Source organism: Pseudomonas sp. NY5710 (assembly GCF_013305665.1).
GTDB classification, from domain to species: Bacteria; Pseudomonadota; Gammaproteobacteria; order Pseudomonadales; family Pseudomonadaceae; genus Aquipseudomonas; species Aquipseudomonas juntendi.
The window spans coordinates 5,008,123-5,031,801 of record NZ_CP045554.1; the positions used below are offsets into that span (position 1 = coordinate 5,008,123).

21 protein-coding genes and 2 pseudogenes are annotated in these 23,679 nt (G+C 64.0%); 18 read left to right on the forward strand and 5 right to left on the reverse strand.

Features of this window, described 5'->3' with window-relative positions; translation table 11 throughout:
- Positions 1–119: 119 nt before the first annotated feature.
- The 4 genes from phaC (GEV39_RS23085) to GEV39_RS23100 all read left to right on the forward strand — a co-directional run bounded on the left by phaC (GEV39_RS23085) (position 120) and on the right by GEV39_RS23100 (position 5,082).
- Positions 120–1,799: a class II poly(R)-hydroxyalkanoic acid synthase gene (gene phaC / locus GEV39_RS23085; RefSeq protein ID WP_173891350.1), complete on the forward strand. Its 1,680-nt coding sequence runs from the start codon at positions 120–122 to the stop codon at positions 1,797–1,799.
- Between the two features lie 62 nt (positions 1,800–1,861).
- Positions 1,862–2,713 carry a poly(3-hydroxyalkanoate) depolymerase gene (gene phaZ, locus GEV39_RS23090; RefSeq protein WP_173891351.1) on the forward strand — a complete coding sequence of 284 codons (852 nt, stop codon included), beginning with the start codon at positions 1,862–1,864 and terminating at the stop codon, positions 2,711–2,713.
- 58 nt (positions 2,714–2,771) lie between these two features.
- On the forward strand, positions 2,772–4,454 hold the full coding sequence (gene phaC / locus GEV39_RS23095; RefSeq protein WP_173891352.1) for a class II poly(R)-hydroxyalkanoic acid synthase: 1,683 nt from the start codon (positions 2,772–2,774) through the stop codon (positions 4,452–4,454).
- A 13-nt stretch (positions 4,455–4,467) separates the two neighbouring features.
- Positions 4,468–5,082 (forward strand): TetR/AcrR family transcriptional regulator, encoded by a 615-nt coding sequence (locus tag GEV39_RS23100; RefSeq protein WP_029886365.1) that lies wholly within the window; start codon positions 4,468–4,470, stop codon positions 5,080–5,082.
- 111 nt (positions 5,083–5,193) lie between these two features.
- Here the strand turns inward: GEV39_RS23100 and GEV39_RS23105 are convergent, their stop codons facing one another.
- Both GEV39_RS23105 and GEV39_RS23110 read right to left on the reverse strand, forming a co-directional pair.
- Entirely contained in the window at positions 5,194–5,970 is a 777-nt protein-coding gene (locus GEV39_RS23105; RefSeq protein ID WP_173891353.1) for a phasin family protein, read from the reverse strand.
- Positions 5,971–5,980: 10 nt separating this feature from the next.
- Positions 5,981–6,400: a phasin family protein gene (locus tag GEV39_RS23110; RefSeq protein ID WP_173891354.1), complete on the reverse strand. Its 420-nt coding sequence runs from the start codon at positions 6,398–6,400 to the stop codon at positions 5,981–5,983.
- Between the two features lie 177 nt (positions 6,401–6,577).
- Between GEV39_RS23110 and GEV39_RS23115 the strand changes: the two genes are divergently transcribed.
- A complete protein-coding gene (locus GEV39_RS23115; protein WP_173891355.1) occupies positions 6,578–11,266 on the forward strand; it encodes a DUF6543 domain-containing protein in 4,689 nt (1,562 codons plus the stop codon).
- Between the two features lie 12 nt (positions 11,267–11,278).
- Here GEV39_RS23115 and GEV39_RS23120 read toward each other — a convergent pair whose 3' ends face one another.
- Positions 11,279–11,554 carry a polyhydroxyalkanoic acid system family protein gene (locus GEV39_RS23120; protein WP_173891356.1) on the reverse strand — a complete coding sequence of 92 codons (276 nt, stop codon included), beginning with the start codon at positions 11,552–11,554 and terminating at the stop codon, positions 11,279–11,281.
- Positions 11,555–11,678: 124 nt separating this feature from the next.
- Between GEV39_RS23120 and ubiE the strand changes: the two genes are divergently transcribed.
- From ubiE to GEV39_RS26670, 13 genes and pseudogenes are all read left to right on the forward strand, one after another.
- Positions 11,679–12,449: a bifunctional demethylmenaquinone methyltransferase/2-methoxy-6-polyprenyl-1,4-benzoquinol methylase UbiE gene (ubiE, locus tag GEV39_RS23125; protein ID WP_009682367.1), complete on the forward strand. Its 771-nt coding sequence runs from the start codon at positions 11,679–11,681 to the stop codon at positions 12,447–12,449.
- The gene (locus tag GEV39_RS23130; protein ID WP_173891357.1) at positions 12,449–13,072 is read left to right on the forward strand and encodes a ubiquinone biosynthesis accessory factor UbiJ; all 624 of its coding nucleotides are present in this window, start codon (positions 12,449–12,451) and stop codon (positions 13,070–13,072) included. Before ubiE ends, GEV39_RS23130 begins: the two co-directional genes overlap by 1 nt.
- Entirely contained in the window at positions 13,069–14,688 is a 1,620-nt protein-coding gene (gene ubiB / locus GEV39_RS23135; protein ID WP_173891358.1) for a ubiquinone biosynthesis regulatory protein kinase UbiB, read from the forward strand. Before GEV39_RS23130 ends, ubiB begins: the two co-directional genes overlap by 4 nt.
- Positions 14,689–14,760: 72 nt before the next feature.
- Positions 14,761–15,153, forward strand: a complete 393-nt coding sequence (gene hisI, locus GEV39_RS23140) for a phosphoribosyl-AMP cyclohydrolase (RefSeq protein ID WP_173891359.1) — start codon at positions 14,761–14,763, stop codon at positions 15,151–15,153.
- A 1-nt stretch (position 15,154) separates the two neighbouring features.
- A complete protein-coding gene (locus GEV39_RS23145) occupies positions 15,155–15,490 on the forward strand; it encodes a phosphoribosyl-ATP diphosphatase (protein ID WP_009684306.1) in 336 nt (111 codons plus the stop codon).
- A gap of 60 nt (positions 15,491–15,550) precedes the next feature.
- Positions 15,551–15,823, forward strand: coding sequence for a twin-arginine translocase TatA/TatE family subunit (locus GEV39_RS23150; protein WP_029886370.1), 273 nt, complete (start codon positions 15,551–15,553; stop codon positions 15,821–15,823).
- Between the two features lie 3 nt (positions 15,824–15,826).
- The gene (gene tatB, locus GEV39_RS23155; protein WP_173891360.1) at positions 15,827–16,204 is read left to right on the forward strand and encodes a Sec-independent protein translocase protein TatB; all 378 of its coding nucleotides are present in this window, start codon (positions 15,827–15,829) and stop codon (positions 16,202–16,204) included.
- A complete protein-coding gene (gene tatC / locus GEV39_RS23160) occupies positions 16,201–16,989 on the forward strand; it encodes a twin-arginine translocase subunit TatC (RefSeq protein ID WP_173891361.1) in 789 nt (262 codons plus the stop codon). Before tatB ends, tatC begins: the two co-directional genes overlap by 4 nt.
- The gene (locus GEV39_RS23165; protein WP_009684303.1) at positions 16,986–17,693 is read left to right on the forward strand and encodes a 16S rRNA (uracil(1498)-N(3))-methyltransferase; all 708 of its coding nucleotides are present in this window, start codon (positions 16,986–16,988) and stop codon (positions 17,691–17,693) included. The genes tatC and GEV39_RS23165 overlap by 4 nt, the downstream gene beginning before the upstream one ends.
- 217 nt (positions 17,694–17,910) lie before the next feature.
- Positions 17,911–18,855, forward strand: a pseudogene (locus tag GEV39_RS26655) (methyl-accepting chemotaxis protein); the annotation flags it as partial.
- Positions 18,856–18,996: 141 nt separating this feature from the next.
- A complete protein-coding gene (locus GEV39_RS26660) occupies positions 18,997–19,710 on the forward strand; it encodes a methyl-accepting chemotaxis protein (RefSeq protein WP_404940681.1) in 714 nt (237 codons plus the stop codon).
- Between the two features lie 192 nt (positions 19,711–19,902).
- Positions 19,903–20,991 (forward strand): annotated as a pseudogene (locus GEV39_RS26665) (methyl-accepting chemotaxis protein); the annotation flags it as partial.
- Between the two features lie 141 nt (positions 20,992–21,132).
- A complete protein-coding gene (locus GEV39_RS26670; protein WP_392509059.1) occupies positions 21,133–21,846 on the forward strand; it encodes a methyl-accepting chemotaxis protein in 714 nt (237 codons plus the stop codon).
- 123 nt (positions 21,847–21,969) lie between these two features.
- Here the strand turns inward: GEV39_RS26670 and GEV39_RS23180 are convergent, their stop codons facing one another.
- Entirely contained in the window at positions 21,970–22,704 is a 735-nt protein-coding gene (locus tag GEV39_RS23180; protein ID WP_173891753.1) for an amino acid ABC transporter ATP-binding protein, read from the reverse strand.
- Positions 22,697–23,659, reverse strand: a complete 963-nt coding sequence (locus GEV39_RS23185; RefSeq protein WP_054905298.1) for an amino acid ABC transporter permease — start codon at positions 23,657–23,659, stop codon at positions 22,697–22,699. The genes GEV39_RS23180 and GEV39_RS23185 overlap by 8 nt, the downstream gene beginning before the upstream one ends.
- Positions 23,660–23,679: the final 20 nt, after the last annotated feature.

Genomic DNA, 23,679 nt, shown 5'->3' on the forward strand with positions numbered 1-23,679 from the left:
TTCAGAACCCCGCAGCACCGCTGTTCCTTATCACTGGTCACCCGAGTAGCAGTACCGGGCTCAGGGCTGTGCCCCGTCACAGCAACCGGTACTCGTCTCAGGACAACGGAGCGTCGTAGATGAGTAACAAGAACAACGATGAGCTGCAGCGGCAGGCCTCGGAAAACACCCTGGGGCTGAACCCGATCATCGGCATTCGCCGCAAAGACCTGCTGAGTTCGGCACGCACCGTATTGCGTCAGGCCGTGCGCCAACCGCTGCACAGCGCAAAGCACGTGGCCCATTTTGGCCTGGAACTGAAAAACGTCCTGCTGGGCAAGTCCAGCCTGGCCCCGGAAAGCGACGACCGACGCTTCAACGACCCGGCCTGGAGCAGCAACCCGCTGTACCGCCGCTACCTGCAGACGTATCTGGCCTGGCGCAACGAACTGCAGGACTGGATCGGCAGCAGTGACCTGTCACCTCAGGACATCAGCCGCGGCCAGTTCGTCATCAACCTGATGACCGAAGCCATGGCGCCGACCAACACCTTGTCCAACCCGGCTGCGGTCAAGCGCTTCTTCGAGACCGGTGGCAAGAGCCTGCTCGACGGCCTGTCCAACCTGGCCAAGGACATGGTCAACAACGGCGGCATGCCTAGCCAGGTGAACATGGACGCCTTCGAGGTGGGCAAGAACCTGGGCACCAGCGAAGGTGCGGTGGTGTACCGCAATGATGTGCTGGAACTGATCCAGTACAGCCCAATCACCGAGCAGGTGCACGCCCGGCCACTGCTGGTGGTGCCGCCGCAGATCAACAAGTTCTACGTATTCGACCTGAGCCCGGAAAAGAGCCTGGCACGTTTTTGCCTGCGCTCGCAGCAGCAAACCTTCATCATCAGCTGGCGCAACCCGACCAAGGCCCAGCGTGAATGGGGCTTGTCCACCTACATCGACGCCCTCAAGGAAGCCGTCGACGCCGTATTGGCGATTACCGGCAGCAAGGACCTGAACATGCTCGGTGCCTGCTCTGGCGGCATCACCTGCACTGCACTGGTAGGGCACTACGCAGCCCTCGGCGAGCACAAGGTCAATGCCCTGACCCTGCTGGTCAGCGTGCTGGATACCACGATGGATACCCAGGTGGCGCTGTTCGTCGACGAGCAGACCCTGGAAGCCGCCAAGCGCCACTCCTACCAGGCCGGTGTGCTGGAAGGCAGCGAGATGGCCAAGGTATTCGCCTGGATGCGCCCCAACGACCTGATCTGGAATTACTGGGTGAACAACTACCTGCTCGGCAACGAGCCGCCGGTGTTCGACATCCTGTTCTGGAACAACGACACCACGCGCCTGCCCGCCGCCTTCCATGGCGACCTGATCGAAATGTTCAAGACCAACCCGCTGACACGCCCCAACGCCCTGGAAGTGTGCGGCACACCCATCGACCTGAAAAACGTGCAGTGCGACATTTTCAGCGTGGCGGGCACCGCTGACCACATTACCCCGTGGCAGTCGTGCTACCGCTCGGCCCACCTGTTCGGGGGCAAGATCGAGTTCGTGCTGTCCAACAGCGGGCATATCCAGAGCATCCTCAACCCGCCGGGCAACCCCAAGGCACGCTTCATGACCGGTGACGACCGCCCGGGTGATCCGCTGGCCTGGCAGGAAAATGCCACCAAGCATGCCGACTCCTGGTGGCTGCACTGGCAAGGCTGGCTGGCCGAGCGCGCAGGCGAACTGAAAAAAGCGCCGACCCGCCTGGGCAACCGTGCCTATGCTGCGGGCGAGGCTGCCCCAGGCACCTACGTTCACGAGCGTTGAGTGGCAGCGCCGTGGCGGCCCGCAGGGTGCCACGGTGTTCATTTCACCCAAGAGTCACGCGCATGACGCAACCGTATATCTTCCGGACCGTCGAGCTGGACAACCAGTCCATCCGCACCGCCGTCCGCCCCGGCAAGCCACACTTGACGCCGCTGCTGATCTTCAATGGCATCGGCGCCAACCTGGAGCTGGTATTCCCCTTCATCGAGGCACTGGACCCGGACCTGGAAGTGATCGCTTTCGACGTACCCGGTGTCGGCGGCTCGTCCACGCCGCGCCACCCGTATCGCTTCCCTGGGCTGGCGAAGCTGACGGCACGAATGCTCGACTACCTCGATTACGGCCAGGTCAATGTGATTGGCGTGTCCTGGGGCGGCGCCCTGGCCCAACAGTTCGCCCACGACTACCCCGAACGCTGCAGGAAGCTGATACTCGCCGCCACTGCAGCCGGTGCCGTGATGGTACCCGGCAAGCCCAAGGTGCTGTGGATGATGGCCAGCCCCAGGCGCTATGTGCAACCGTCGCATGTCTTGCGCATTGCTCCACTGATCTACGGCGGCGGTTTTCGCCGGGACCCGGAGCTGGCCATGCACCACGCAGCCAAGGTGCGCTCCGGCGGCAAGGTGGGCTACTACTGGCAGCTGTTCGCCGGCCTGGGCTGGACCAGCATTCACTGGTTGCACAAGATCCAGCAGCCGACCCTGGTGCTGGCTGGCGACGATGACCCGCTCATCCCGCTGGTCAACATGCGCCTGCTAGCCTGGCGGATTCCCAATGCCCAGCTACATATTATCGACGACGGCCATTTGTTCCTGATCACTCGCGCCGAGGCTGTCGCGCCAATCATCATGAAGTTCCTGCAGCAAGAACGTCAGCGCGCCGTGATGCACCCGCGCCCGGCCTCGGGAGGGTAACCGCCAGTACCGCGAAAGGGGCTATAACGCGCAATGGGTCAGACAAGGGAGTGTTGCCATGACAGACAAACCGGCCAAAGGATCGCAAACGCTCCCTGCCACCAAAATGACCGTGCAGCACGCCATGCTCGGCCTGCGCGGCCGCGACCTGCTGGCCACGCTACGCACTGTCGGCCGCCACGGGCTGCGCCACCCGTTGCATACCGCCCATCACCTGCTGGCCCTTGGCGGGCAACTGGGGCGGGTGATGCTGGGCGATTCACCGCTTCAGCCCAGCCCGCGTGACAACCGGTTCAGCGACCCTACGTGGAGCCTGAACCCGTTCTACCGCCGAGGCCTGCAAGCCTACCTGGCCTGGCAGCAGCAGACCCTCCAGTGGATCGACGAAAGCCAGCTGCATGACGATGACCGGGCCCGCGCGCACGTTCTGTTCAACCTGCTCAACGATGCGCTGGCCCCCAGCAACTCGCTGCTCAACCCGCTGGCCGTGAAAGAGCTGTTCAACACCGGTGGCCAGAGCCTGGTGCGCGGCCTGGCCCAGTTGCTCGAAGACCTGCGCCACAACGATGGGCTGCCGCGCCAGGTCGATGAGCGGGCCTTCGAAGTGGGTCGCAACCTGGCCGCCACCCCTGGGGCGGTGGTGTTTCGCAACGAACTGCTGGAGCTGATCCAGTACCGGCCGATGAGTGAAAAACAGCACAGCCGCCCGCTGTTGGTGGTGCCGCCGCAGATCAACAAGTTCTATATCTTCGACCTGAGCACGAACAACAGCTTCGTCCAGTACATGCTCAAGAACAACTTGCAGGTATTCATGGTCAGCTGGCGCAACCCGGACCCGCGTCACCGTGAATGGGGCTTGTCCAGCTACGTGCAGGCGCTGGAAGAAGCCCTGGATGCCTGCCGCCGCATCAGCGGCAACCGTGACCCCAACCTCATGGGCGCTTGCGCTGGCGGCCTGACCATGGCGGCCTTGCAAGGCCACCTGCAAGCCAGGAACCAGTTGCGCCGGGTGCGCAGTGCCACCTACCTGGTCAGCCTGCTGGACAGTAAGTTCGACAGCCCGGCCAGCCTGTTCGCCGACGAGCAGACCCTTCAGGCAGCCAAGCGCCGCTCCTACCAGCGCGGCGTGCTGGATGGCGCCGAAGTGGCGCGGATCTTTGCCTGGATGCGGCCCAACGACCTGATCTGGAACTACTGGGTCAACAACTACCTGCTCGGCAAGACGCCGCCTGCGTTCGACATTCTCTACTGGAACGCCGACAGCACGCGCCTGCCTGCCGCATTACATGGCGACCTGCTGGATTTCTTCAAGCTCAACCCGTTGACCAACCCGGCCGGGCTGGAGGTCTGCGGTACACCAATCGACCTGCAACAGGTCAGCGTGGACAGTTTTACCGTTGCCGGCAGCAACGACCACATCACCCCTTGGGACGCGGTGTACCGGTCGGCCCTGCTGCTGGGGGGGGATCGGCGCTTCGTGCTGGCCAACAGCGGGCATATCCAGAGCATCATCAACCCGCCAGGCAACCCCAAGGCCTATTACCTGGCCAACCCCAGGCTGAGCAGTGACCCACGCGCATGGTTCCACGAAGCTACGCGCAGCGAGGGTAGCTGGTGGCCGTTGTGGCTGGAGTGGATCACCCAGCGCTCCGGGCCGCTCAAGGCGCCACGCAACGACCTGGGCAACGCCACCCACCCGCCGCTGGCCCCTGCGCCCGGCACCTACGTGCTGAGCCGATGAGCAGACCGACTGGATGAAAACCCGCGACCGTATCCTTGAGTGCGCCCTGCAGCTGTTCAACCAGCAGGGCGAGCCGAACGTATCGACCCTGGAGATTGCCAACGAGCTGGGTATCAGCCCGGGCAACCTCTACTACCACTTCCACGGCAAGGAGCCCCTGGTGCTGGGGTTGTTCGAGCGTTTCGAGGAAGCGCTGATGCCGCTGCTGGACCCGCCGCTGGAAGTGCGCCTGGATGCCGAGGACTACTGGCTGTTCCTGCACCTGATCGTCGAGCACATGGCGCAGTACCGGTTTCTGTTCCAGGACCTGTCGAACCTGACCGGGCGCCTGCCCAAGCTGGCCCGCGGCATGCGCAGCCTGATCAACGCCTTGAAGCGCACGCTGGCGGCACTGCTGGCCAGCCTCAAGGGCCAAGGCCTGGTACAGAGTGACACCCAGGCCTTGGGGCAACTGGTGGAACAGATCACCCTGACGCTGCTGTTCTCGCTGGATTACCAACGGGTGCTGGGGCGCGAAGGGGATGTGGGGATCGTGGTGTACCAGGTGATGATGCTGGTGGCGCCGCACCTGCAGGCTCAGGCGCGGGGGGCTGCGGAGCAGTTGGCGATGAAGTATCTGGAGGACTAGGCCTGCAGGGGCTGTGCTGCCGCCGCCAACGCATTCGCGGGTGAACCCGCGCCTACAGGGTCGTGCTGTACCTGTAGGGGCGGGGCCACCCGCGAAGAGGGCGATGCGGTATCAGATCAGGGTACCGGTCCCGTTGGCTGCCGACGGCGTGCTGCTGGCCGGGGCTGCAGCCGGGGCCGGGGCATCGGTCGCGGCAGGTGCAGCGCTGGCCGCCGGCTTGGCCGGTGCTTTCTTCGCTGCAGGCTTCTTGGCTGCTGCCGGTTTGGCTGCTGCCGACTTTGCCGCAGGCTTGGCGGCAGATTTCGCTGCTGCCGCCTTGCTTGCAGGTTTGGCAGCCGCAGGCTTGGTCGCAGGTTTTGCCGCGGCCGCCTTGGCTGCAGGTTTCGCCGTAGCGGTTTTGGCTGCAGGTTTAGCCGCTGCCGCCTTGGCCAGTGGTTTGGCTGCCGGCTTGGCTGCTGCCCCACGCGAGGAAACCGGCGCCACCGAGGCACCGGTCAGCTTCTCGATCTGCTTGGTCAGGCTGTCTACCTGCTGGTGCAGGGCCTTGATTTCGTTGCGGCTCGGCACACCCAGGCGCGAGATGGCGCTGTTCAGGCGTTTATCGAAAGCCTCTTCGAGTTCGCTCCACTTGCCCAGTGCCCGGTCCTTCACGCCAGACACCCGCGAAGTGGTCGAGGACTTGGCGCTTTCGGCCACATCTTCGGCGCTCTTCTTGGCCTGCTTTTCAGCCTTCTCGCCATCTTTCACCAGCGAGTCGAAAAGCTTGGGGCCGTCCTGGTCGATCTTCGAATAGATACCCAGCCCCGCCAGCCAGATCTTGCGGGAGTACTTTTCGATCCCGCCGACCCAGGAGCTGCCTGCTTTGTCGGTGTTCTTCTTGCCAGCCATCCTGCTCTCCTTATGGTTTGTGCGCGACGCGCTCAAGCAGCTCGTGCAGCTGTTCAAGCTTGATCGACAGCGCCTCAACGTCATGTTTAGACGGTATGCCAAGGCGATTCAAGGCGCGCCCTACCCGTGCGTCGAAAGCTTTTTCGATCTTGTCGAGTTGAATTTCTACCTTGCCACGTACGCGGCTCACCTCCTGGGCGGCGTCATCGATCTGGTGGTTGGCGGCGTCCAGCTCTTTATCGATGCGCTTCCTGCCACGCTTTTCAACGCCTTCGCCAGCCTTGACCAACGCGTGGAAATAGTCGGCGCCTTCGTGGCCAACACGCGCATAGGCGCCAATGCCCGCCAGCCAGATCTTGCGTGCGTAACCCCGCACCTCACCCAGCGTGCCCGGTGCGTCGCTCTTTTTCTTCACATTCACTTTGGCCATGCTCTGTACCTCATGCTCATGAGTGGAGGAGGAACCGCCCATGGAGGTTGGGCTTGAGCATAAGGTAGAGGCAGGAATTAGAATCTTCACCCTAAGATCGGCGCACTGCTTTATCTACCACAGGCGCTGCAGCCCGCTGCTCCAGCATTCGGCTCCCTTCAACCGGAGCCTCCTGCCATGCCATCGTCATCGCCCCTCTCGTTCAGGCAGCTTGTAGCCACCCAGTTCGCCAATCGCCCGCGCTTGCGCGAAGTCATCGCCCGCGCAGGCTTCGAGGTCATCGCGGCACGCTACCCGTGGACGCGCAGCCAGCACCCACACCTGCAATCGATCCAGGGCTTCAGCATCCTGCGCGGAGTGAATGGGCAACCGCCGACAGCGTCAGGCCAGCTGGTCGATACCCTGCTGACGCATTTTTTCACTGGCCAGCCCATGGCGCTCCAGCCGACCGACCAGCTGAGCATGGACCCACCTGCTGTCTTTCGCCCGCAAGACAGCGACCCTGCCATCGACCTGCGCATGGAAGACCTGAACACCGACTTCGACAACATGCTTTCTACCCTCAGCGAGACATTCCAGCGGGCGCAGGTCAGCTTCTGGAATGGCTGCGAGAAAGACTCGGACGTGACCCGCCTGCAATGGCTGCAGCAACTGCTCAAGGCCGCCCTGCTCGGTACGCTTGAGCGCCAGGGCCTGGACCATGACCAGAAAGCCCTGCTGTACGCGCTGTTGGCCCAGAGCCACGCTGCGGCACAGGTGCAAGCGTTGCAGGTTTTCCTGGCCCGCCCGGGGGACACCCTGCAATGGGTGCTGCCGGACCTGCTGGTCACGGGCAGGCAAGGTGCCCGTGAGCTCATTCTGTGGTGCCAGCCTTCAGGCACCGTGCGTAGCTTCGATGATCTGGCTGCTTTTTCCCTGGCCCTGCGCGAAGCGCTCTACGAGCAGCATGCGTTCGACTCGATGTCCTGGGCCTGCACGCCCTTGCGCGAGGACCCGTTTGCCTACCAGGCCCGGCAGCTTCTCAATGGCCTGCTGCAAAGAATCGATCGGCTGCAGCTTCGCCCAGGCGACAAGGCTAGCGACCTGGATGAGCGCTTCTACACCCTCAGCGACCCTTCATGGGTGTTCCCGGCAAGTTTTGTGCTTCAGCCATCGACCCCGGCCATAGGGTTTCCGGACTGGCTCGGCAACGCCAGCCTGACTGATCGTTTCGAGTACCACACGGCGTTACTGGCGCTGTCGGCCAGGCAGATGCTGGCCCAGGGTGGTTCATCCCTGGACGGCATCGAGGACCTGCAGCAGTACGCGGTTCGCCGCTTGCGGGAACACATGCGCAATGACCACCCTGCGCAGGCCCCGTATGACCCTGATCAGCTGCTAATCAGCCTTGCCCAGGTGGTGCAGGTTTCCTCCACCGGGCCGGCACGGCTCGAGCACCTGAGAACCATCAGCCTGACAGAACTGGTCATCACCCGCCTGCCGCCAGGCGGCGAGCAGGTCGCAGCGGCGATTCAACGCGCCGACCAGCAGCCACTGGATAGCTGGATGAACCTCGATTACGTGGCCACCCTGGTCGACAGCGTGGATATCGGCGGCCAGTACCCGCAATTCGTTCACGACCAGTTGCAACGTGGCAACGACGCCGACCAACGGCGCCAGCGCTTTGCCGAAGAATGGCGCACAAGCCTGCTGCTGAGCGGCCTGCAGGCCAAGATCATGGCCCAGCTGGACGAGCGCACGTGGCAGGTCATCGCCGATTTTTGCCGGCGGCAACCCCATGCCAGCGGCGCGCTGAAGCTGGCGCCGCTGGCATTCAACAGCGTGCCCGGCGGCCCGAAGAGCAACCCGGTGCATGGCATGTTCGTCATCGAAGTACCCACCACCGGGGCCTGGCTACTGTACCGGCCGTTGCACACCCGGCAGCCCATCAGGCAGTTCGATAGCCGCCACCAACTGATCACCTGCATCCGCACCGAGCATGCCTTGCAGCAGGACATCCTCATCTGGCTGGATGACGACGCCCGCCCCATTTACGCCAATGGCGGCTTTGTTCACCCCCACCTGCATTCCGGGCTGGCCGAGGTGGCCCATCTGCTGGCGCCCGGGGCTGCCTTGGTGGGGCTTGCCATCGAGCGCCTGAGGGTGCCGGTCAGCCTGGCCTTCAGCCCCTGGGCCGACGACCTGGACAGCCGTCTTTACCAAGCCCGGGCCGAGGTTCTGCTGTTGCTGGCCTCGCGGCAGAGCGTGTCCAACCAACAGCTGCGCTGGGCGCTGGTCGAGCAGTTCGCCTGGGTGGCGTTCAATACGGTCACGCCGCTGCTGCGCGGCCCGGCAGGCATGCTGGCCTGGCTGGTGACGGCACTGCTCGGCATCAGGCGTGACCTGACCGTGCTGACCGAAGGCAGCGACCAGGAAAAGTGGCTCGCTGGCGCAGATATTCTGCTGAGCCTGGCCATGCTGCTGGCCCACGGCCCCGCGGTTGCCCGCACACCGCCCGAACCCGCGTACCAGGCCCCGCCGCGTCGGGCGCCGGCCGCGCTGGCCGAGCCGTTACCGGAACAGCAAACCTGGACAGCCTTCGCCGAGCCAGCCCAGCCGACAGCGCTGAATGTCAGCCAATGGGGCCATGACCAACGGCTCGGCAACCTGCCGCGCGACGCCCGCGCCGCCCTCGAACGCCTGCGCGCCCCGGTCAGCCTGAGTGGGCTGCAGCCGTTGGCCAGCGGGCGCATGCGCGGTTTGTACGCACTGGATGGGCGCTACTACGTGCAGTTGCAGCACGTGCCTTACGAAGTGGTCGAGAGCTGGAGCGGCATGCGCATCATGGGGCCGCCGCTGAGCCAGAGCGAATGGTCGCAGTCATGGGGGGCGGAGCCTGACGGCTACTACCTCCCCAGCCGCGAACGCAGCCGTGGCCCTTGGCTGAAACGCTGGAACGGTGAATGGATGCTGGACCTGCACCTTGCCGGAGGCATGCCGAAAAGCGCCCGAGCGCTGATCGACGAAAAAACCCAGGCATTCAACACCCTGCTGGCGACCCGTGTGGCCAATGATCAAAAGCTCAACAACACGGAAACCTTCGTCGGTGTCTACCTGAAGCGGGTGGAACCCTACGACCAGGCACTCGAGGCATTCCTGAAATCGCTCGATGAGCACCCCGGCGCTTCGCTCGACAATTTGCCGGAACACCTGCAGGAAAGCCTGCGCGCGCTGCAGGCGCTTCGCCAGGAGACGCGCGCCAACCTCGATGTGTTGGCACTCACCTATGAGAAACAGGCCACGCTGATCAGGGAGCAGATACAACTCTACACCCGCATGGGCGAACCGAAATACCTCAGGTTCGACCCGCAAGCCACCGCTTCATTTGCCCGTGGGCAATGGTGGGAGCAGTTGCTGCAAACTGACCTGCAGCAGTTCCGCCGCCTGCTCGACATGAATGACTACGAGGTGCTCAAGAGCCAGTCCCGTCGCCTGGTGCAACTGCCGTTCGGCCAGGAGCAGGCAGAGCTGTACCTGGACTACAGCAAGAACATCGAAGCCGCACTGGCTGTGCACAGGCGCATCCTCAGCGTCAGCCAACGCCTGGACCAGAATCTCGCCGAGGCCTTGCAAGATGGGCAGATCCAGTTCCCCGGCAAACGCAAGAAGCTCGATGGCCTCATCAGCACCCGGCAGTATTCGACCCTCATTACCCGCGCCCAGATCATCAGTGACCTGCATCAACTCATCGTCCGCAGAGACCGGCTCAGCGCAGACGATTTCGAAAGTACCCTGCTCGCCCAGCAAACCCTGCGCAGCAAGCATTTCCACGAGGCACTGCTGAGCCACGACAGCCTGGCTGCCGCCGGCCTGACGCCCGAACAGCAAAAGGCGCCCCTGGAGAGCGCCGTGCGCGAGTACAAGCTGGCCCTGAGCAATGCCCAATACCTGCTTTCACGCAACATGCCTGCGGTGGACAGCAGCCAACTCGAGGCCTACATCGCCGAGCTCAATGCACTGATAAGCCTTGGCGAGGATGACATGGCCAACCTGGCGGCCGCGACCGATCGCCAGGATGCAGTACCCGAGCAACCGCTGACCCACCGGGTGCGGGCTGTCCGACGCAAGGTGATCCGCACGGCGCGAGGCAGGTCGCTGGTGGTGGAGGAAACCGAGGAGGCCGGCGAAACCGTGCAGATCGACCCGATGACCCAGCAAACCGTTGCACGCTACCAGCAGCAAGGCGATCACTGGGACACCATTGCCCCCGCTCCGCCTGCGCCTGACTACGCGCGCCTGCGGCGTATCGGCAATGATCTGCTGAGCCAGCAGGCGGCAAGGCTCAACCACGCCGCGCGCCACCTGGATGGGCCCAACAGCCTGGCCGACCTGCTGGATTTCTACTTGCAGGACCTGGCAGAAATCGCCGGCAACCTGCGCAGCGGCCCCGACCGGGAGCAACCCCTGGCCAGCAGGATCGAACAGGCCATCACCGAAGTGCGCGCTGAAAAGCAGCGCCTCTTGACCTGCGCCTACCTCGGCACCCGCTACCCGGACAGCAAAGCCCTGCGCTTTCTGGTAGAGGCCCACGAGGTCGAAATCGCCCCGAACAGGGCGCGCAAACAGCTCAAGGCCAATGACTTTCTGGATGTGTACGACATCTATCGCCGGCAACCCAGGCAGAAGCTCTGGGAAGCGCACTTCCACTACACCACCGCCAACGCCAATGCCCGGCGCTTTGCCAAAGGCCATTTGAAGTTCCCGGAGGCCATGGGCCGCGACGAACGCTTGCAACGGGCACAGGCTTCGGCGGAGCGTTGCCAGGTGTACCGGGGTGACCTGCGCCTGGACCAGATCGAGGACCTGATCCCGTTCCCCGCCAGCTGAAAACAGCGGGCGTCAGGCCAGTGCCTTGTCCAGCGCCCGCTCGATCTCGCCCTTGATGGTGCCGGCCATCATCGACAGCATCATGCCCAGCTTCAGCTCCACGCGGATGCTGTCTTCGCCGATCTGCACGCTACCCTTGGCGCCGCTGCGCGCGACATCGACCCGGTCACCGTTCCAGGTGGCCTTGAGGTCGTACTCGCGGCTGAGCTTGTCGACCAGCGCCTGGGCCTTGGCACGGGCGGCGTCACGGCCGAGGGAGTGGTTGCGTTCGACGCTGATCTGGGTCATGCGGGTGTTCCTGAAGATGTAGACATAATCGGCATTATGCCCGCCCCCGGCCACTGGCACACCCCGCCAAGACAAATCCGCCCGTTCGCCCTAGAATGGCGGTAATTTTTTTCGGTGAAGCGATATGAACGACCAGCGCAAAGGCGACCACGCCGAACCCACCACCCATTTCGGCTACCAGGACGTACCTGAAAGTCAGAAGGCCAAGAAAGTTGCCGAGGTATTCCATTCGGTAGCCGCCAAGTACGACCTGATGAACGACGTGCTCTCCGGCGGCATGCACCGCCTGTGGAAGCGCTTCACCATTGAGCTCTCGGGTGTGCGCAGCGGCAACCGCGTACTGGACATCGCCGGGGGTACCGGCGACCTTGCCGCCAAGTTCTCGCGCCTGGTCGGCCCGACCGGGCAAGTGGTACTGGCCGACATCAACGACTCGATGCTCAAGGTTGGCCGTGACCGCCTGCTGGACCGCGGCGTGGCCGGCAACATCGAATTCGTGCAGGCCGACGCGGAAAAGCTGCCGTTCCCGGACAACCATTTCGATTGCGTGACCATTGCCTTCGGCCTGCGCAACGTCACCCACAAGGATGCCGCCATCCGCTCGATGCTGCGTGTACTCAAGCCCGGCGGCCGCTTGCTGATCCTGGAGTTCTCCAAACCGACCAACAAGCTCATGTCCAAGGCCTACGATGCCTACTCGTTCGCCTTCATGCCACTGGCCGGCAAGCTGATCACCAACGACTCCGAAAGCTACCGTTACCTCGCCGAGTCGATCCGCATGCACCCCGACCAGGAAACCCTCAAGAGCATGATGGTCGAGGCCGGCTTTGATCGCGTCACCTACCACAACATGACCAGCGGCATTGTTGCCGTGCACCGGGGAATCAAGCCCTGATGCTGCTGGCCGGGCTGCTTGCCAGTGTCGAACAGGGCCTGAACCGCGTCCTGCGCATGGACAGCACGGCCCTGCCGCGGCTGGGCGCGCTGGCGGGTAAGGTCATCGAGATAGACTGCCGCCAACCGGCCTTGCAGGTGTTCATCCTGCCCGATGAAGAGGGCCTGATGCTCGCCGCCCACTGGCAAGGCGAGGTCGACTGCAGCCTGCGCGCCCCGGCCGGCAGCCTGGTGCAACTGGCCGTGGCCAAGGACAAGACTGGCGTGTTGCACAGCCCGCAGGTCGAACTGCACGGCGACAGCGCCGCGCTGCTCGACCTGTTCGGTGTGCTGCAGGACCTGGAACTGGACTGGGAGCACGAGTTGCAACGCTGGCTCGGCCCGGTGGCCACGGCCCTGCTGGCCGGCCATATCCGCCTGCGCGCACGCTGGACCCGCCAGGGCCTGGCGCGCTTCAGCCAGCATTTGTCCGAATACCTGGCCGAAGAGTCGCGCACGCTGGTCGGCAAGCGCGAAGCCGAAGCTGCCTTCAGCGAACTCGATGCCCTGAAACTCGACACCGAACGCCTTGAGGCGCGCCTCAAGCGCCTTTCCCGATCCCTTGATTCCAGCGATAACGCATGAAGCTGCTCGCCGTCCGCCGCCTTTTCCGCATTCAGCGTGTGGTCATCCGCTACCGCCTGGATGACCTGTTGTTCGATCAACCCCTGCTGCCGTGGTGGCTGGCCAGCCTGCGCCTGCTGATGCCGTGGCGCTGGCTGCCGCGCAAGCCGTCCGAGCTCAACCGTGGCGCACGTCTGCGCCTGGCGCTGCAGGACCTGGGGCCGATCTTCATCAAGTTCGGCCAGTTGCTGTCCACCCGCCGCGACCTGCTGCCCCCCGACATCGCCGACGAGCTGATGCTGCTGCAGGACCGCGTCCCCCCGTTCGACCCGAAACACGCCGTGGCGTTGATCGAGGCGCAACTGGGCGCCAAGGTGGGCGAGCTGTTCAGCCGCTTCGACGTCGAGCCACTGGCCTCGGCCTCGGTCGCCCAAGTGCATGCCGCACGCCTGAAAACGGGCGAAGAGGTCGTGGTCAAGGTGGTACGCCCCGGCCTCAAGCCAGTCATCGCCCAGGACTTGGCCTGGCTGTTCCTGATTGCCAAGGCCGCCGAGCGCGCCTCTGCCGATGCCCGCCGCCTGCACCCGGTCGACATCGTCGGCGATTACGAAAAAACCATCTACGACGAGCTCGACCTACTGCGCGAAGCGGCAAATGCCAGCCAGCTGCGGCGTAACTTCGAAGGCTCCGAGCTGATGTACGTGCCCCAGGTGTACTGGGACCTGTGCCGGCCCAAGGTATTGGTCATGGAGCGCATCTATGGCGTGCCCGTGACCGACATGGCTACCCTAGCCGACCAGCGCACCGACATGAAGCTGCTGGCCGAACGGGGTGTGGAGGTGTTCTTCACCCAGGTGTTCCGCGACAGTTTCTTCCATGCCGACATGCACCCGGGCAACATCTTCGTCAGCACGGTCAAACCGTGGAGCCCGCAGTACATCGCCATCGACTGCGGGATCGTCGGCAGCCTCACCGCCGAAGACCAGGACTACCTGGCGCGCAACCTGTTTGCCTTCTTCAAGCGCGACTACCGGCGTGTGGCCGAGTTGCACATCGATTCGGGCTGGGTCCCGGCACACACCAAGGTCAACGAATTCGAAGCCGCGATCCGCACCGTGTGCGAACCGATCTTCGAAAAACCGTTAAAGGATATTTCCTTCGGCCAGGTGCTGATGCGCCTGTTCCAGACCGCACGGCGCTTCAACATGGAAGTGCAGCCGCAGTTGGTGCTGCTGCAAAAAACCCTGCTCAACATCGAAGGCCTGGGCCGCCAGCTGTACCCCGACCTGGACCTGTGGAGCACCGCCAAGCCCTACCTGGAGCGCTGGATGCGCGAGCGCTACAGCCCCAAGGCCATGTTCGGCAACCTGCACAGCCAGGTCGAGCAGTTGCCGCACCTGGCCGGTATGACCCGCGACCTGCTCGAACGCCTGTCGCAACCGCATCTGCATGACCCGCAACTGCCAGAGCGCCGCAAGGGCGACCGCTGGGCGCTGCGCCTGCTCGGGGCCGGCCTGCTGGGTGGGGGCGCGGTACTGGCCGCGGGTGCTGCCGAGGCCTCCAGCCTGGCCGCGCCTGCAGCCTGGCCCGCCTGGCTGATGCTGGCCGCCGGCCTTTACCTGATTGTGCGCCAATAGCCAGCCGCGCCTGTGGCTGGCACACTAGCGCAAATGGCCCGGTACAGGAGCGGGCTCGCTTTGGAGTCGACGATGAAAGACTGGCTGGACGAGATCAAGTGGAACAGCGATGGCCTGGTGCCGGCGATCGCCCAGGACCACAAGACCGGACGGGTGCTGATGATGGCCTGGATGAACCGCGAATCGCTGGCCCTCACGGCCGCCGAGCAACGCGCCATCTACTGGTCGCGTTCGCGTGGCAAGCTGTGGCGCAAGGGCGAAGAGTCCGGGCATGTGCAGAAGCTGCATGAACTGCGCCTGGACTGCGACGCCGACGTCATCATCCTGATGGTCGAGCAACTGGGCCATATCGCCTGCCATACCGGCCGTGAAAGCTGTTTCTATCGCGTCTACGAAGGCGGCCAGTGGAAAATCGTCGACCCGGTCCTCAAGGACCCGGATGCCATCTACAGCGCAGGACACTGATATGAGCGACACCCTCAACCGCCTGGCCGCCGTGCTTGAAGAACGCAAGCAAGCGGCGCCCGACAGCTCCTATGTAGCCAGCCTGTACCACAAGGGCCTGAACAAGATCCTTGAAAAGCTCGGCGAAGAGTCGGTCGAAACCATCATCGCCGCCAAGGACGCCGCGCACAGCAAGGATTACAGCGATGTCATCTACGAAACCGCCGACCTGTGGTTTCATAGCCTGGTGATGCTCAGCGCGCTGGGCCAGCATCCGCAAGCGGTGCTGGACGAACTGGAGCGCCGCTTCGGGCTGTCCGGGCATGATGAGAAGGCTGCACGCACGCCTTCTGCCTGATGCATTTGCGGGGGCGCTGGGCGCCCCTGAAGCTTCACTGACATTTTTCAGGAGTACGAAATGGGTATCTTTGACTGGAAACACTGGATCGTCCTGCTGGTGGTCGTGGTGCTGGTATTCGGCACCAAGAAGCTGAAGAACTTCGGCAGTGACCTGGGCGAGTCGATCAAGGGCTTCCGCAAGGCCATGAACGATGAAGAGCACAAGCCGGCCGAGCAAACCCCACCGCCTGCCCAGCCTGTGCCGCCGGTGCAGAACACCGCCCAGCCGCAGCCAGGCCACACCATCGAGGGCCAGGCACAGCCGGTCCAAGAGCCACAGCGGAAAGACTGACCCATGTTCGGCATCAGTTTCAGCGAGCTGCTGCTCGTCGGCCTGGTCGCCCTGTTGGTGCTCGGCCCCGAGCGCCTGCCAGGCGCCGCCCGCACCGCAGGTTTGTGGATCGGGCGGCTCAAGCGCAGCTTCAACAGCATCAAGATGGAAGTGGAGCGTGAGATCGGCGCCGACGACATCCGCCGCCAGCTGCACAACGAGCACATTCTGCAGATGGAAGAGGAAGCCAAGCGCATCCTCAACCCGCTGACGCCACCGGCACAGCCGCCCGTGACCACCGCCACCGTGCAGCCCCCCGCCGGGGTCGCTGCCAGGCCAGCGGAAACGCCGGCCGCCCCGGGCACAACCACTGAACCGCCTCAACCGCCGCGAGCCCCATGAGCGAGAATCCGGAACACGACCAGCCAATGCCGCTGGTTTCGCACCTGACCGAACTGCGCACCCGTCTGCTGCGCTGCGTTGCGGTCATTTTCCTGATCTTTGCCGGGCTGTTCTCCTTCGCCCAGCAGATCTACACCCTGGTCTCCGCTCCCCTGCGTGATCACTTGCCGGCCAACGCAACGATGATCGCCACCGACGTGGCCTCACCGTTCCTCACGCCGTTCAAGCTGACCATGATCGTGTCGCTGTTCCTGGCCATCCCCTTCATCCTCCAGCAGATCTGGGGCTTCATCGCGCCGGGGCTGTACCGCCACGAGAAGCGCATCGCGATCCCGCTGCTGGTGTCGAGCATCCTGCTGTTCTATGCCGGTATGGCGTTCGCCTATTTCCTGGTGTTCCCGCTGATGTTCAAGTTCTTCGCGGCAGCCACCCCGGCAGGCGTGGCCATGATGACCGACATCGCCAACTACCTCGATTTCGTGATGACCTTGTTCTTCGCCTTTGGCGTGGCCTTCGAGATCCCGGTGGCGGTGGTGCTGCTGGTGTGGATCGGCGTGGTCGACGTGAAGTACCTGAAGAAGGTCCGCCCCTACGTGATCATCGGCTGCTTCGTGGTCGGCATGATCCTCACGCCACCGGACATCTTCTCGCAGACCCTGCTGGCCGTGCCTATGTGGTTGCTGTTCGAAGTCGGCGTGCTGTGCGGCAGCCTGGTGCGCAAGCGCAGTGCCCACGACGAAACTGCCGACGATTCCAACGACCAGCCACCAGCGACTCAACCGTGAACCTGCTGCTGCTTGAACAGGCCGACTTCGTTTCGGCCGACCGCGTGGTGCTGGCTGATCGGCGCTTCACCCACATGCAGGAAATACACCGCGTGGCGGTAGGCGACCAGCTGCGCGTGGGCCGCGTCAACGGCTTGATGGGCAAGGCCACGGTGCTGCGCCTGGCACCGCACCAGGCCGAGCTGGAGGTGGCCTTCGACCAGCAACCGCCGGCCAAACTGCCGCTGACCCTGGTGCTGGCTGTACCCCGCCCGAAGATGCTGCGCCGGCTGTTTCAGACCGTGGCTACCCTGGGTGTACCGCGGCTGATCCTGCTGAACAGCTACAAGGTCGAGAAAAGCTTCTGGCAAACGCCGTTCCTGCAGCCGGAAAGCATTCGGGACAACCTTATCCTGGGCCTGGAACAGGCACGCGACACGGTACTGCCCGAGGTGATCATTGAGAAGCGCTTCAAGCCGTTCGTCGAAGACCGCCTGCCCGCGATCGCTGCTGGTACCCTGGGACTGGTCGGTCACCCCGGCCCGTACCCTGCCTGCCCGCGCGCCGTGGACCAACCCGTGACCCTGGCCATCGGCCCTGAAGGTGGCTGGATTCCTTATGAAATCGACCTGCTGGGCAAGGCAGGCCTGGCGCCCGTGCAGCTGGGTGAGCGCATTCTGCGCGTGGAGACGGCCGTCACTGCGCTACTTTCGCGCATTTTCTGACGCAAACGCCACGTAATCGCCCATCAAGTTTCCTCTTCCCGCGCCGATGGCCTTGGCAACACAACAAAGTTTCGTGCTGCCAAGCCGACCGGGAGTCTACATGTATCAATGGTTAGCCCAATCGCTGGGCAATATGAGCGTGAACCGCAAACTGGGAATGGGTTTCGGCCTGGTCCTGCTATTGACTCTGGCCATCACCCTGACTGGCTGGCTCGGCATGGACAGCATCATCGGCCGTGGCGACAAGCTGGGGAACATCTCGGTCATTCAGCAGCACACTCAGGAACTGCGTATCGCCCGCCAACGGTATCAACGTGAGCGTGACGATGCCTCGGTCGCAGAGCTGGAAAAAGCCCTGGCTACGCTGGATCGCCAGGTGCAAGTGATGCTCGGGCAGATCGAGCAGCCCGCCGACCACCAGCGCCTGGAGCAGCAGCGCGAGGCCGTGCGCGGCTATCAGCAGGCTTTCAGCGAGCTGAAGCAGGCCGGCCAACGCCGCGAGGCAAGCCGCGCAGTGCTCGGCGACAGCGCCGACAAGGCCGTCGAACTGCTGAACCGGGTGCAACAGCGCCTGCGCCAGGGCGGCGACATAAGCCAATACCAGTCCGCCGTGGAAGTCAGCGCCCTGCTGCAGCAAGCCCGCTTCCAGGTCCGCGGTTATACCTACAGCGGCAATGCCGAGTACCAGCAAACCGCTTTGAAAGCCATCGACCAGGCCTTGCTCGAACTGCGTGCCCTGCCGGCCAAGGTGCCAGCCGACTACGCCGCCAGTCTGGACGATGCAACCACCGCCATGGGCGGGTACCGGGATGCGGTCAGCCAGTTCGGCGCTGCCCAGACGGCCAGCGATCAAGCCTTGCAACGCATGGTCGAGTTCGGCGCAGCGCTGCTGCAGACCAGCGAGGCGATGACCACCTCCCAGACCGCCGTACGGGATACCGCTGCCGCCCAGGCCAAGACCCTGCTGCTGATCGCCACGGTGCTGGCGCTGGCCCTTGGCCTGCTGGCAGCCTGGGCGATCACCCGGCAGATCATCGTGCCCCTGCGCCAGACCCTGAGCGCCGCCGAGCGAGTAGCCAGCGGCGACCTCAGCCACAACCTGCCGGTTGACCGCCGTGACGAGCTGGGCCAGCTGCAAGCCAGTATGCAGCGCATGACCCAAGGCTTGCGCGAACTGATCGGTGGCATCGGCGATGGGGTAACGCAGATCGCCAGTGCAGCCGAGCAACTGTCGGCGGTGACCGAGCAGACCAGCGCCGGGGTCAACAACCAGAAGGTCGAGACCGATCAGGTGGCGACTGCCATGAACCAGATGACCGCGACCGTGCACGACGTGGCACGCAACGCCGAGCAAGCCTCGGAAGCGGCCTTGATGGCCGACCAGCAGGCCCGTGAAGGTGACCGGGTGGTGGGCGAAGCGGTGGCGCAGATCGAGCGCCTGGCCGGCGAAGTGATCAACTCCAGCGAAGCGATGAACCAGCTCAAGGCCGAAAGCGACAAGATCGGCAGCGTGCTCGACGTGATCAAGTCGGTGGCTCAACAGACCAACTTGCTGGCGCTCAACGCAGCGATCGAGGCTGCCCGTGCAGGCGAAGCCGGGCGCGGCTTTGCCGTGGTGGCCGACGAGGTGCGCAGCCTGGCACAGCGCACCCAGCAGTCGACCGAAGAAATCGAAGAACTGATTGCCGGCTTGCAAAGCGGAACCCAGCGGGTGGCCAGCGTGATGGACAGCAGCCGCCAACTGACTGACAGCAGCGTCGAGCTGACCCGCCGCGCCGGCAGCTCGCTGGAAACCATCACCCGTACCGTGTCGTCGATCCAGGCGATGAACCAGCAGATCGCCACCGCGGCAGAAGAGCAAACGGCCGTAGCCGAAGAGATCAACCGCAGCGTGATGAATGTGCGGGACATTTCCGACCAGACCTCGGCGGCCAGTGAGGAGACGGCCAGCTCCAGCGTGGAGCTGGCGCGGCTGGGTACCCATTTGCAGGGGTTGGTGGGGCGCTTCAGGCTTTGATCGGGTGTGCCTGGCCTCTTCGCGGCAGTTCAGCGCGTAGAGGTCAGGCACAGGCGGCGCATTTCCTACTAGCTGCAGCGAAATTTCCTACCTGATTATCAGGTCAAGTCCTACAGCTCCGCTGCCGATGGGCAAAGGTGTCATGCCGGCAATACGCCTGCATGCCCTCCCCCTTTCGCACGGAGACTCACCATGCTCGGCTACCTCAACCGCAAGCTCGGCAACATCAGCGTGGCTGCCAAGCTGGCCCTCGGCTTCGCTGTGGTCCTGCTGCTTACCCTGGCCACCACCATCAGCGGCTGGCGTGCGTTGGACGACGCCATCGTCCGCTCGCAACAGCTCAGCGAAATCGGCCGGATCAACGACCTGACCAAAGACCTGCGCGCAGAGCGCATCACCTTCCGCGTGCTCAACGACGACGCCAGCAAGGCCACTATCGGTAACATCCTCGACCAGCTCAACAGCATGCTCAGCACCCTGCAGCAGCGCAGCAACGTCGATGAGTCGCGCCAGATGCTGACCGATAAGCTGACCCTACTGCAGCGCCTGCGCGATGACTTCACCGAGTTGCAGCGCACCGTGGCCAACCGAGTGGCCTTGCGCCAGGCGATGCAGGAGCAGGAGCAGAAGCTCAACGATGCCATCGACGAGCTGCAGACCCAGGCTTTGCTGAACATGCCGGCCCACAGCCAGCAAAATGGTGCCCTGGCGCAAATGGACACCCTCAGCCGGCAAGTCGACGGTGCCAACCAGCAAAGCCTGGTACCCGCCTACACGTTCGTCCCGGTCGAGGACTTTGCCAAAGTCGGCGACAGCGCCCTGGACGCAGCACAGGCCAGCCTGGAGCAACTGCTCAAAGGCCTGGCGCCGCTTGGCCTGCCACGCGCTGTCAGCGAGCTGCCCGGTGTCGAGCTGGCCAAATACCGCGCCAGCCTGGACCAATACCGGCGCGCTGCGGTGCGGGTCGAGCAATTGCAGAACAACATGGAGCGAATGGGCAACGAGTTGCGCGCGCTCAGCCTCGAACTGGGTAAACGCAAGGTCGAGCAACGTGACCGCGAAGCACTGGCTGCCCGCTCGCTGCTGACCAGCGTTGCGTTGCTGGCACTGGTAGCGGGGGCCCTGGCTGCCTGGCTGATCACCCTGCAAATTACCCAGCCCTTGCGCCAGACCCTGGCGGTGGCGGCGCGCATTGCTAAGGGCGACCTGAGCCAGGTCGACACCGTGCAGCGCCGTGACGAAATGGGCCAGTTGCAGACCAGCATGCGTGAGATGACCTTGAGCCTGCGCGAACTGATCGGGGGCATCGACCAGGGCGTCGGCCAGCTGTCGCAGGCGGCCTCGCAGCTGGCGACCAGCAGCGAAGACACCAAACTGCGCATCAACCAGCAGCGCGAGGAAACCGACCAAGTTGCCACCGCCATGAACCAGATGAGCGCCACGGTTCAGGAAGTGGCGCAAAACGCCGAGCAGGCCTCGCAAGCCGCTACCAGCGCCGACCAGCAGGCCCAGGTGGGCGACCAAGTGGTGGCCGAAGCCATCGGCCGCATCGAGCAACTGGCCGGGCAGATGGACCATTGCCTGGCGGCCATGCATCACCTGGCGGGCGAAAGCCAGCGGATTGGCAGCATTCTCGATGTCATCAAGTCGGTATCCGAGCAGACCAACCTGCTGGCCCTGAACGCCGCCATCGAAGCGGCGCGGGCCGGTGAAGCCGGGCGCGGTTTTGCCGTGGTGGCCGACGAGGTACGCGGCCTGGCCCAGCGCACCTCCACGGCAACCGAAGAGATCGGCCAGTTGATCGACAGCCTTCACAGCGGCACCGACGAGGTGACCCGCTTGCTGGACAACAGCAAGCAGCTGACCGAGCAAAGTGTGGAGCTGAGCCGCAGGGCCGGCGATGCCTTGGGCCAGATCACCAACACGGTGTCGAACATCCAGGGCATGAACCAGCAGATCGCCACGGCCAGCGAAGAGCAGAGCGTGGTGGCCGAGCAGATCAACCGGAGCGTGCTGAATGTGCGGGATGTGTCGGACCAGACCAGTGCGGCCAGTGAGCAGACCGCGGTGTCGAGTGGCGAGCTGGAACAGCTGGGGCAGCAGCTGCGGGGGATGGTCGGGCGGTTCAACATCTGAGGACCGCGACGCAGACATCGCAGTGGATGGCACCGGCATTGCCGGTGTTCGCGGCTCAAGCCGCTCCTACACCGACCACGTTGCGTGTAGGAGCGGCTTCAGCCGCGAAGAGGCCGCTGCAGGTTAAAGCACCTGGCGCAGGAAGGCCTGCGCGCGCGGGTCTTTCGGCGCGGCAAAGAACGCGGCCGGGGCCGAGTCTTCTAGCAATTTGCCGTGGTCGAAGAACAGCACCCGGTCAGCCACTTCGCGGGCAAAGCCCATTTCGTGGGTGACGCAGACCATGGTCATGCCTTCCTGGGCCAGGGTTTTCATCACATCCAGCACTTCGCCGACCATTTCCGGGTCGAGCGCCGAGGTCGGTTCGTCGAACAGCATCACTTTCGGGTCCATCGCCAGCGCACGTGCGATTGCCACCCGCTGCTGCTGGCCACCGGAAAGGCGTGACGGGAATTCGTTGGCCTTCTGCGCAATGCCCACCTTCTCCAGCAAGGCCCGCGCCTTGGCCTCGCGGTCGGCCTTGTTGCGCTTGCGCACCACCTTCTGCGCCAGGCACAGGTTTTCCAGCACGGTCATGTGCGGGAACAGGTTGAAATGCTGGAACACCATGCCGACTTCGCGGCGGTAGGCGTTGATGTCGGTCTTCGGGTCAGCCAGTTGCAGGCCGTCGATCGCGACATGGCCCTGGTCGAAGTGCTCCAGCCCGTTAAGGCAACGCAGGAAGGTGGATTTGCCCGAGCCGGACGGGCCCAGTACTACCACCACTTCGCCCTTGGCCACCTGGGTGGTGACGTTATCCACAGCCCGGACCACGTGGCCGCGGGTGTCGAAGACTTTCAGCAGGTCACGGACTTCAATCACTTTGCGCAAGCCTCCGCTCGAGCCGGCTGGCAATGTGCGACAGCGGCAGGTTGATCAGCAGGTACAGGCCTGCCACGCAGAACCAGATCTCGAAGGTGGAGAACGAGGTGGTAATGGCCTCGCGGCCGCTTTTGGTCAGTTCGGTAATGGCGATCACCGACACCAGCGAGGTGTCCTTGACCAGGCTGATGAACTGGCCGGCCAAGGGCGGCAGTACGCGTTTGAAAGCCTGCGGCAGGATCACGTGGCGCATCGACTGGCCGGCATTAAGGCCCAGCGAGCGTGCAGCTTCGTTCTGGCCTTTGGCGATCGACTGCACCCCGGCCCGCACGATTTCTGCCACATAGGCGCCCGTGAACAACGCCAGCGCAGCCACCCCGGCAAATTCGCGGGACAGGTTGAGCACGGTACCGATGAAGAAGTAGAAGATGAAGATCTGCACCAGCAACGGGGTGCCACGCACCAGTTCGACATACACGGTCGACAGGTCGCGCAGGGTCGGGTTGGTCGACAACCGGCACAGGCCGGCGAACAGGCCGATCACCAGGCCCAAGGCGCCGGACACGACCGAGATCCATAGTGTGGTCCAAAGACCCCAGGCCAGCGGCCCGGCGGCCCAGTGGCGGGTCACACCGATCTGGTCGCCCTCGGCAACATCGTCGCCGCGGCTCAGTTGCAGGCTGTCCGCGTCCACATCCAGCACCTGCTCGGCGCCGCTTTCGTCCTTCAGCGTCACGCGGGCGTTATCGCCGGAAATGACGATTTCCTGCACGGTGCCGTAATCGGCTGCACGCTGGGTTTCCTCGGCCTTGTAGGCGAAGTACTGCGGGACGCGGTTCCAGCGCCACTCGTAGGAAATCATCGAGGTGGCCATGTACAGGCTGAACGCCAGGCCCACCAGGACCAGCGCGGTCAGCCCGTGCCAGGGCCACTGGGCTTTCTTGTGTTTGATCACGTGGGTACTCCAGAAAGCGT